Annotated in this window: 9 protein-coding genes; 4 read left to right on the plus strand and 5 right to left on the minus strand. The window is 70.1% G+C overall.

Annotated elements, in window-relative coordinates; translation table 11 throughout:
* Window positions 1-45: 45 nt before the first annotated feature.
* From G6019_RS05585 to G6019_RS05600, 4 genes are read right to left on the minus strand one after another with little or no spacing between them, the layout of a single operon-like run.
* Complete coding sequence (locus tag G6019_RS05585; RefSeq protein ID WP_182611882.1) at window positions 46-1,056, minus strand: sulfate/molybdate ABC transporter ATP-binding protein; 1,011 nt, start codon at window positions 1,054-1,056, stop codon at window positions 46-48.
* Window positions 1,046-1,939, minus strand: a complete 894-nt coding sequence (locus G6019_RS05590) for a sulfate ABC transporter permease subunit (protein WP_182611883.1) — start codon at window positions 1,937-1,939, stop codon at window positions 1,046-1,048. The genes G6019_RS05585 and G6019_RS05590 overlap by 11 nt, the downstream gene beginning before the upstream one ends.
* Window positions 1,932-2,801, minus strand: coding sequence for an ABC transporter permease (locus tag G6019_RS05595; protein WP_182611884.1), 870 nt, complete (start codon window positions 2,799-2,801; stop codon window positions 1,932-1,934). Before G6019_RS05595 ends, G6019_RS05590 begins: the two co-directional genes overlap by 8 nt.
* 2 nt (window positions 2,802-2,803) lie before the next feature.
* On the minus strand, window positions 2,804-3,832 hold the full coding sequence (locus G6019_RS05600) for a sulfate ABC transporter substrate-binding protein (protein ID WP_107757749.1): 1,029 nt from the start codon (window positions 3,830-3,832) through the stop codon (window positions 2,804-2,806).
* Window positions 3,833-3,995: 163 nt separating this feature from the next.
* Between G6019_RS05600 and G6019_RS05605 the strand changes: the two genes are divergently transcribed.
* On the plus strand, window positions 3,996-4,805 hold the full coding sequence (locus G6019_RS05605) for an adenylate/guanylate cyclase domain-containing protein (protein WP_182611885.1): 810 nt from the start codon (window positions 3,996-3,998) through the stop codon (window positions 4,803-4,805).
* A gap of 21 nt (window positions 4,806-4,826) precedes the next feature.
* Here G6019_RS05605 and G6019_RS05610 read toward each other — a convergent pair whose 3' ends face one another.
* Window positions 4,827-5,447: a TetR/AcrR family transcriptional regulator gene (locus tag G6019_RS05610; RefSeq protein WP_107757750.1), complete on the minus strand. Its 621-nt coding sequence runs from the start codon at window positions 5,445-5,447 to the stop codon at window positions 4,827-4,829.
* 51 nt (window positions 5,448-5,498) lie between these two features.
* On the opposite strand from G6019_RS05610, the gene G6019_RS05615 reads away from it, so the two are divergent.
* From G6019_RS05615 to G6019_RS05625, 3 genes are all read left to right on the plus strand, one after another.
* On the plus strand, window positions 5,499-6,671 hold the full coding sequence (locus tag G6019_RS05615; RefSeq protein ID WP_182611886.1) for a hypothetical protein: 1,173 nt from the start codon (window positions 5,499-5,501) through the stop codon (window positions 6,669-6,671).
* Window positions 6,668-7,666 (plus strand): TIGR03617 family F420-dependent LLM class oxidoreductase, encoded by a 999-nt coding sequence (locus G6019_RS05620; protein ID WP_182611887.1) that lies wholly within the window; start codon window positions 6,668-6,670, stop codon window positions 7,664-7,666. The genes G6019_RS05615 and G6019_RS05620 overlap by 4 nt, the downstream gene beginning before the upstream one ends.
* Window positions 7,663-9,167: PEP/pyruvate-binding domain-containing protein (locus tag G6019_RS05625; protein ID WP_182611888.1), on the plus strand; the 1,505-nt coding region annotated here is incomplete at its 3' end. The genes G6019_RS05620 and G6019_RS05625, both read left to right, overlap by 4 nt.

Raw genomic sequence — 9,167 nt, forward strand, 5'->3', positions numbered from 1 at the left:
TCAGGCCGGCGACGAAGGCGACCAGCAGGTCTGCCACGTGGTGGGTCAACCCCGGACGTGCACGACGTCCCGCACCGGGGCCGCCGCCGGCTCCCGCAGCACGTCGGCACCCGGGTGGGCGCGGACCCACACCCGGTCCCCGGCTCCGATCCCGGTCGCGGTGGCCTCGGTGCGGGTGAGCTGCCCGTGGACCCGCTCCGCGCCGGGCGCGTCGTCGAGCTCCACCTCGTAGCGGATCTCGAACCCGACCCGCCTCCAGCGGACGACCCGCCCGGGCACGCCACCGGACTCGGGGCCGCGGGACACCAGCACGTCATGCGGACGCAGGAGGACCCCTCCCAGCCTGGTGACGGGACCCAGGAAACCGAAGACGAACTCGTTGGCCGGGTGGTCGTACAGCTGTTCCGGAGTGCCGATCTGCTCGACCCGGCCGTGGTTGATCACCACGATGGTGTCAGCCACCTCGAGGGCCTCCTCCTGATCGTGGGTGACGAACACCGAGGTGACGTGGACCTCGTCGTGGAGCCGGCGCAGCCAGTCGCGCAGTTCTTTGCGGACCTTGGCGTCCAGCGCCCCGAACGGTTCGTCGAGCAGCAGGACACTGGGTTCGATCGCCAGTGCCCGGGCCAACGCCATCCTCTGGCGTTGTCCGCCGGAGAGCTGGGCCGGGAGCCGGTCGCCGAACTGGGCGAGCTGGACCAGGTGCAGCAACTCGTCGACGCGCCGCCGGATCTCCGGCTTCGGGACCTTGCGGATCTCCAGCCCGAAGGCCACGTTCCTGGCCACCGTCAGGTGCTTGAAGGCGGCGTAGTGCTGGAACACGAAGCCGACGTTCCGCTTCTGTGCCGGCACGTGGGTGGTGTCTCGGCCGTCGATCTCGACCGTGCCACGGTCCGCGTTCTCCAGACCGCCGAGGATCTGCAGCAGCGTGGTCTTGCCCGAGCCGGATGGTCCGAGCAACGCGGTGAGCCCGCCGGAGGGTGCGGAGAGGGTGACGTCGTCGAGTGCGACGAAGTCCCCGTACCGCTTGCTGACGCCTGAGATCTCAATCCCCACTGGGGCCCTCTTTCGGTCGAAGGATCATGACGATCACCAGTGCCGCCACGGCGATGAGTGCGAGCAGGAAGCCGATGGCGTACGAGCTTCCCGTATCGAAGCCCTGGTGGAGCCGCTGCACGGCGATCGTCGCCGTTTCGGTGCGGTTGACGATGCCGCCGGAGACGATCAGCACCGCGCCGAACTCCCCGATCGCGCGGGCGAAGGTGAGCACCACGCCGTACGCGACGGCCCACTTGATCGCCGGCAGGGTGATCCGCCACAGGACCTGCCGCCCCGAGGCCCCCAGGCTGCGCGCGGCGGTCTCCTGGTCGTCGCCGATCTCCCGGAGTACGGGCACCACGGCGCGCAGGACGAGTGGCAGGGAGACGAAGGTGACGGCCAGGACGATGCCGGTGTAGGAGAAGACCACCGAGATGCCGATCTCGGCCAGCGGTCGGCCGAGCCACCCGTGCGCGGGACCGTAGGCCAACAGCAACGCCAGGCCCACGATGATCGGCGAGACGGACACCGGCAGGTCCATGAAGGAGCTCAGCAGTCGCTTCCCGGGGAACTCGTGACGCACCAGCAGGATCCCCAGGGTGATCCCGAAGACCGTGTTGAGCGCCACCGCCCACAGTGCACTGGACAGGGTGATGAGCAGGGCGTGCTGCACGGAGGGATTCTGCAGCGCGGAGACCAGGTGGTTGGAGCCGTCGAAGAAGGTCCGCTGGCCGATCATCAGCAGCGGCCAGCCGACCAGGAGGAAGAGATAGGTGACGACGACGGCGAGGCGGACACCCGCCCACGGCGACACCGGCCGGAGCCGACGAACGGGCACAGCGGTCGGGTCGTCGATGCCCGCGGTCGGGGTGGACGGTCTCTGATCGGTCCGCTCAGCCATGGCGCGCCACCCTCCGTGAGATGACATCGAGGATCGCGATGGCCAGGAGCGCCACAGCGAGCAGGACCACCGCGACAGTGGCGGCGGCGGCCACGTTATCTATCTCGATGTAGCTCTGGATGCGGATCGGCGCGCCCTCGGAGATGTTGGGTCGGTTACCGGTGAACAGCACCAACGCTCCGAACTCCCCGACCCCCCGCGCGAAGGACAGGGTGGCCCCGGCGGCGATGGCCGGCGTCAGGGTGGGCAGGACGATGCGACGGAACGTCTCGGCCCGGGACGCGCCGAGGGACCGGGCGGCCTGCTCCACCTGCGGGTCGAGCTCGAGCAGGACCGGCTCCACGGTGCGCACCACGAAGGGCAGAGTCACGAACAACACCGCCAGGAAGACCGAGTACGGGGTCCCCGCGATGGTCAGGCCCATCGGACTGTTCGGCCCGTAGAGGCTCAACAGCACCAACCCGGCGACCAGGGAGGGCAGGGCGAAGGGGATGTCGATCACCAACTCGATCACCCGCTTGCCGGGGAACCTGTCGCGGACCAGGACCCAGGCGATCAAGGTGCCCACCACCATGTTGACCCCCGTCGCTGCGAGTGCGGAGAACAGGGTCAGGCGGATGGCGTTGGCGGTCTGGACGTTGGTCAGGGTGCTCCGGAAGGTCTCCCAACCCCCCTCAGCGGCGGAGATCACGACCAGGGCCAGCGGGATGAGCACCAGCAGGCTGAACCACAGCACCGACACGCCCAGCGCGACGCCGGCCGGTCGGGTGAGGGTGGTGCGCGCGGCGCGCCACCGCCTCCGGGGGGCAGACCCCGGAGGCGGTGGCGCCGGAGTGGTCGTCGGTGTGAGGACGGTGGCCATCGTCAGTTCAGACCGGAACTCTGGATGATCCGGGTGATGATCCCGTCGTCGTCGAAGTAGGTGTCGACGACCTGCGTCCACCCGTCGAAGTCACCATCGACCGTGTAGAGCTCGGTGATCTCCGGGAACGGGTCCGCGGGATCCGTCGCGCCGTCGACCTGACCGATCTCCACCTGGTCCGCCAGGTGACGCAGGGGACGGAAACCGTACTGCGCGTAGATCGCCTGACCCTCCGGGCTCAGGGCGTAATCCAGGAACGCCTGCGCGGTCCCCGGCGCGGAGACGGTGACGGCCGCCGGGTTCTCGATGAGAAGGTTTCGGTCCGGGACGATGTACTCGTACTCCTCACCCTGCTGTCTGCCGAGGATCGCCTCGTTCTCATACGAGATCAGGACGTCTCCGGTGCCGTCGAGGAACGCCGTGGTGGCATCGCGGCCCGAACCGGGGAACGCGGCGACGTTGCCGATCACGGACTCGACGAACTTCGCGGCCTCCTCCTCCGTCCCGCCCTTCTGCAGTACCGACGCCCACGCCGCGAGAATGTTCCACCGCGCGGCGCCCGAGGATCCGGGGTTGGGGGTGACGATCTCGACGTCCTCGCGGGCCAGGTCCTCCCAGTCGGTGATGTTCTTCGGGTTACCCTCGCGCACCACCAGCACCACGACGGAGTCGGTGAGGAATCCGTTGTGTGGCCCTGAGTTCCATTCCTGGTCGACCAGCCCGGCGTCGACGAGCCGGGTGACATCGGGTTCCACGGAGAAGTGGACGACGTCGGCGGGCTGGCCGTTGGCCACGGCCCGCGACTGGTCGCCCGATGCGCCGTAGGAGGTGAGCCAGGAGACCCCCTCGCCGTCCGGGGTCTCGGCGAACGCCTCCTGCACCGCGGCGTTGCCCTCCGCGGGCACGGCGAAGCCGACGATCGAGAGTTCGTCCCCGGACGCCGTCCCCCCACAGCCCGCGACGAGCGCGGCGGTCAACCCCACGCCCAGGAAGCCGATACCCAGCCTCGAGAGGGTTCGTCTGTTGCTCATGTCGTGTCCACTTTCGCCGGTGTTGCCGGTCGGCAACAGAAGAGAAAGCTAACGACTCTGCGTGCGAAGGCTGAACTGTTTTGTTCACCGTGACGCAAACCGCGCGGGCGGGAGCCACAGGTGGCGCGCGTGGGCCCGGGCCGGTCCGGTTACCCTCGTGAGCATGTCGAACCCTCGGTGGGACCGGGCGCGCGCGTCCGCGGCGCGGATCGCAGCGGGCGCCCGCGACGTCAACAGACACCCTTCCACCGTCGAGGCGTTGCGCCGGATCCGGCGGGCCCTGCCCGGCGACTCGGGTTTCGGGGATCCGCTCTCGGCCGCGGGCCGGGACAGCGCGGGCACGATCGCCCGCGTGGCCGGCAGTCTGTTCGACGAGCAACCCACCGCGTCGCGGGAGTTGTCCCTGGGCGGGCTCCAGGTGTGGCACGCGCTGACCCAACGATCCGGCAGGAGCGGCAGCGGGAGTGAGGTGACCATCGTCTTCACCGACCTCGTGGGCTTTTCCAACTGGGCCATGCGAGCGGGGGACGAGGATGCTCTACGCCTGCTGAGAGAGGTGGCGTCTGCCACCGAGCCGCAGGTGAAAGCCCACCGCGGGCACGTGGTCAAACGTCTCGGGGACGGGCTCATGGCCGTGTTCCCGTCCCCACAGCTGGCCTTCGACGCGGTCGTGGCCTGCTCCGAAGGGCTCGACCCGGTGGAGGTCTCCGGGATGCGGCCCCGCATCCGGGCCGGCATCCACACCGGCACCCCACGTCTGATCGGTGGCGACTACCTCGGCGTGGACGTCAACATCGCCGCCAGGCTGGCCGAGAAGGCGGGTGCCGACGAGATCCTGGTCAGCGAGACCACCCTCCCCGGGCTGGACGAGTCCAGGGTGTCGGCGCGCCGCAAGCGGAGTTTCCCGCTCGCCCGGGCCAAGGGGATCCCCGAGGAGGTCGCCGTCTACACCGCGGTCCCGCGCCTACGTTGAGCCCCCGCTCCCGAGCCACCGCTATCCGGCTGATCCGGGCCACCTTCCGGTGATCAACTCGGTCATCTCGGTCACCCAGGTGTCGTCGAGTGCGGCGTCCCGGCGCACGAGGATGCGGAAGATCGCGGTGCCGGCCACCACCTCGGCCAGCATGGGCAGCTGATCACCACCGCGGCGCCCCTGTCCGAACCGCGACTCGAACGCGGTCAGGTTCCCGGCCAGCCGGGCGATCATCTGGCCGTGGAGCTCGGGGTCGGCGACGGTGTCGGCGATCAGGCCCGGTAGCGCGACCCGCACCTCGGGCCTGTCGAACAGGTCCCGGATCGTCTCGACGAGGACCCTGATGTCGTCGCGGAGATCACCGGAGCCGCCCGGCGCGGGTATCGCCTCCGCGTCCAGGACCGCCTCGTGGACGAGCTGCGCCTTGCCCGACCATCGCCGGTAGATGGACGCGGTGGTGGTTCCCGCGCGCGCGGCGATCGCCGAGAGCGACAGCGCGGGGTAGCCCGTCTCGCAGATCAGCTCCCTGGTGGCGGCGATGACGGCGGTGTCGATCCGGCTGTCGCGAGGGCGCCCGGCACCTGGGCGACCCCCGGCGGACTTGGCCGATTCCCCACCAACCGCGCGCGCGTCTGCTGTCATGAACCCACCATAGTTCCAATGCAGTGTGCATCGTATTGTAGGGAGAGCCCCGTGACCCTCAGCCCGCTCGACGAGTACCCGATCCACCAGACGCACGCGCCGGTGAACTGGCCGGCCACGTCCGACCGGAACTTCTACGATCGGTCCTACTTCAACGTGCTCGACCGCGAGGGCCGATTCATGGCGCTCACCGGCATCGGCTACTACCCGCGCCTGGGCGTCAAGGACGCCTACGTCGTGGTCCGCCGGGGTGATACGCAGACCGCGGTGCACCTCAGCGACGCGATCGACGACGACCGCCTCACGCCTCACGTCGGCGGGTACCGGCTCGAGGTGATCGAGCCACTCCAGGAACTGCGGCTCACACTGGAGCCGACCGAGGGCATCGCCGCCGACCTGACCTGGCGGGGACTGTTCCCCGCGGCCATGGAGGAACCGCACTCGATGCTCACCGACCGGCGGGTCACCCTCCAGGCCAGCCGCTTCGCGCAACTCGGCTCGTGGGACGGGTGGATCGAGGTCGACGGCGAGCGGCTCGAGGTCACGCACTCCTCCTCGGTGGCCGCCCGGGACCGCTCGTGGGGCATCCGTCCGGTGGGCGAACCCGAACCCGCCGGGCGGCCCGACACGGCGTTCCGCGGGATGTGGTGGCTCTATCTGCCCCTGGCGTTCGACGAGTACCAGTTGTTCCTCATAATCCAGGAGGACCCCGACGGTCACCGCAGCCTCTACGACTGCACGCGGCGCTGGCGGGACGGCCGGGTGGAGCAGCTCGACGGCGTGCGCGTGGACGTGGACTACCGCGTCGGCACCCGGATCCCGACGGGCGTCCACGTCGAGTTCATGAACCGCGCGGGTGACCGGTTCCGACTCGACGTGGAGTCGAAGTTGTTCGCCCCCATCGCGTTCGGTTCCGGGTACGGCGGCGACTCCTCCTGGGCTCACGGCAGCTGGAAGGGCGAGGGCTTCACCGAGCGGGTGAGCTTCGACCTGACCGACCCCCAGGTGATGGCCGGCGCGGCGTTCAGCCTGATCGACCACGTCGGTCGCGCCGTGTGCACGGAGGCGGACGGATCGACCCACGAGGGCGCGGGACTGTTCGAGCACGGCGTGATCGGGCCCCACCACCCGTCGGGGTTCACGGACTGGACCGACGGTGCGGGCACGGGGTCGGGTCCGGACACCGACGAGGGGTCGGCCTCGCGGGACGGGACTCCGGCGTGAAGGTCATGACCGCGCTCTTCGGCCCCACGGACGCCGTCGACCGTTCGGCAGCGCTCAGGGAGGCCGGTGCGTCCGGGGTGTTCACCTTCGAGGGCCCGCACGACGTGTTCACCCCCCTGGTGCTGGCGTCCCAGGTCCGGGGCCTGGACGTGATGTCCAACGTCGCGATCGGCTTTCCCCGCAACCCCGTCCAGCTGGCCCACCAGGCCTACGACCTGCAGCTGCTCAGCGAGGGCCGGTTCGTCCTGGGGTTGGGTACGCAGGTGCGGGCGCAGATCGAGAAGCGCTACGGAACCGAGTTCGATCACCCCGTCGAGCGCATGACGGAACTGGTGGGGGCTCTGCGGGCCGTCTTCGCCACCTGGGAGACCGGTGAGTGCCTGGATTTCCGGGGGGAGTACTACCGCCACACCCTCATGACACCCACCTTCGTGCCCGGACCCAACCCGTACGGCCCGCCGCCCATCTACCTCGGCGCGCTCGGGCCCCGGCTGACCCGGGCCACCGCGCAGGTGGCCGACGGCCTCCTGGTGATGCCGTTCGGGTCCACGAAGTTCCTCCGTGAGTCGACGATGCCGGCCGTGCGCGCGGGACTCGCCGCCGCCGGTCGCCGTGAGGACGACTTCGAGGTGGTGCCCGAGGTGATCGTGTCCGTGGCCGCCGGACGGGACGACGACCACGTGTCCACCCGCCGGTTGCTGGCGTTCTACGGTTCCACCCCCGCGTACAAGCCGGTGCTCGATGCCCACGGCTGGGGCGATCTGCAGCCCGAGCTCAACGCCATGTCCAAACAGGGCCGATGGCAGGAGATGACGTCGTTGATCAGCGACGAGATCCTGCACACCATCGCCGCTTGCGGAACCCCGGCCGAGGTGGCCGCGCACATCCGCGACCGGGTGGACGGGGTGTCGGACCGGCTCTGCCTCTATCAGACCGGTCCCATCGCCACCGATGCGTTGGCCGAGATCGTCGACGCGCTGGGGGGCGGGCGATGACGCCGACGGTGGTCGAGTTCGACGAGGTCACTGACGACCGCTACGGCGGGAAGGCCGCGGGTCTGGCAGGACTCCGGCGTCTCGGCCTGGACGTCCCCCACGGTTTCGTCATCGCGGACGCGTCGGCGGACCTCGTCGTCGTCGACCTCTCCCGGTGGTTCGACCGCATGGCCGACGCCGGCGCGACGCCGGTGGCCGTGAGGTCCTCGGCGGCCGGAGAGGACGGCGGGGACCACTCGTTCGCCGGACAGTACGACACGGTGCTGGGCGTGGAGTCGGCAGAGGATTTCGCCGACGCGGTGCGCACGTGTGTGGCGTCCGTCGGCTCGGGCCGCGCGTCGTCCTACCGTGCCGATCCGGCGACCGCCACCGGGTCCGTTCCGGCGGACACCAGCACGGCCACCGGCCCGCCGGCCATGCACCTGGTGGTCCAGCAGATGGTGGACGCACGCGCCGCCGGCGTGGTGTTCACCGCGGACCCCACCAGCGGCCGGCGCGACCTCATGGTCATCGACGCGGTTCCCGGCCTGGGTGAGGCGCTGGTCGACGGATCGGCGTCACCTGACCACCTGATCCTGGATTCCGCCGGCCGGGTGGCCCTCCGCGAGTACGACGACGAGGCGGTCCTGTCCCCGGACGAGATCGCAGCGATCAGGTCGGGCGCCCAGCGCGCTGAGCAGCACTGGGGCCGATCGATGGACCTGGAGTGGGCGATCGACCGGGACGGCAGGCTCTGGTGGCTGCAGGCCAGGCCCGTCACCACGCTTCCCGCGGACCTCGCGGAGATGGACTCGCCGCTGGCCGGTGAGGACCACGTCTATACGCGCTGCAACATCGGCGAGATGATGCCGGGGGCGTTCTGTCCCCTGACGGCGTCGGTCTCGGGGTTCGCGATCGACTACGCCATGCAGCAGATCCAGGTGGTGGCCCGCGCCCAACCGAGCTACGACCGACCCTGGCTCCAGGTGGGATACTTCTCCGGGCACATGTTCCTCAACCTCACCGAGGGGACGGCGCTGAGCTCGGGCATCGTGGGCAACTCGCTCGAGCAGTTCTCCACCTCGATCTGCGGGCGGGTGGTCGACGAGCTGGTCCCCAAGCCGCCCAAGCCGTTCCTGCGCCGGCTCACCAACACCATCCGCCTGTCCTCCCACGCGCTGTCCGCCGGACCCGCCATCCGCAGACTGCCGGGGCGGATCACCGACTGGCGGGTCCCGACCGACGACGACCCGCGGCGGGTGATGGAGCAGTTGGAGGCCGGGATCGAGCTCTACTGCGACGTCACGTTGACCCACGTGCGGTCCTCCTCACGCGCCGCGGTCGCCGCCAACATCCTCGAGAGCGTGCTGATCTCGCGAGCGGTCAAGGCCGGCCGGGGGGAGGACTCGGGTCGCACCGACGCGGCGCGGCTCATGGCCGGCGCCTCCGATGTGGAGAGCGCGGTCATGCTGGAGCAGCTGGACGCGGTGGTCCGCGCCCTCGCCGCCGATCCCGCAGCCGC

This window comes from Dietzia sp. DQ12-76 (assembly GCF_014145045.1).
Classification (GTDB): Bacteria; Actinomycetota; Actinomycetes; order Mycobacteriales; family Mycobacteriaceae; genus Dietzia.

Bases quoted from the DNA above. Each gene is read 5' to 3' on its own strand.
- G6019_RS05590 (WP_182611883.1), bottom strand. From the start codon at position 1,939: ATGGCTGAGCGGACCGATCAGAGACCGTCCACCCCGACCGCGGGCATC.
- G6019_RS05595 (WP_182611884.1), bottom strand. From the start codon at position 2,801: ATGGCCACCGTCCTCACACCGACGACCACTCCGGCGCCACCGCCTCCG.
- G6019_RS05600 (WP_107757749.1), bottom strand. From the start codon at position 3,832: ATGAGCAACAGACGAACCCTCTCGAGGCTGGGTATCGGCTTCCTGGGC.
- G6019_RS05605 (WP_182611885.1), top strand. From the start codon at position 3,996: ATGTCGAACCCTCGGTGGGACCGGGCGCGCGCGTCCGCGGCGCGGATC.
- G6019_RS05610 (WP_107757750.1), bottom strand. From the start codon at position 5,447: ATGACAGCAGACGCGCGCGCGGTTGGTGGGGAATCGGCCAAGTCCGCC.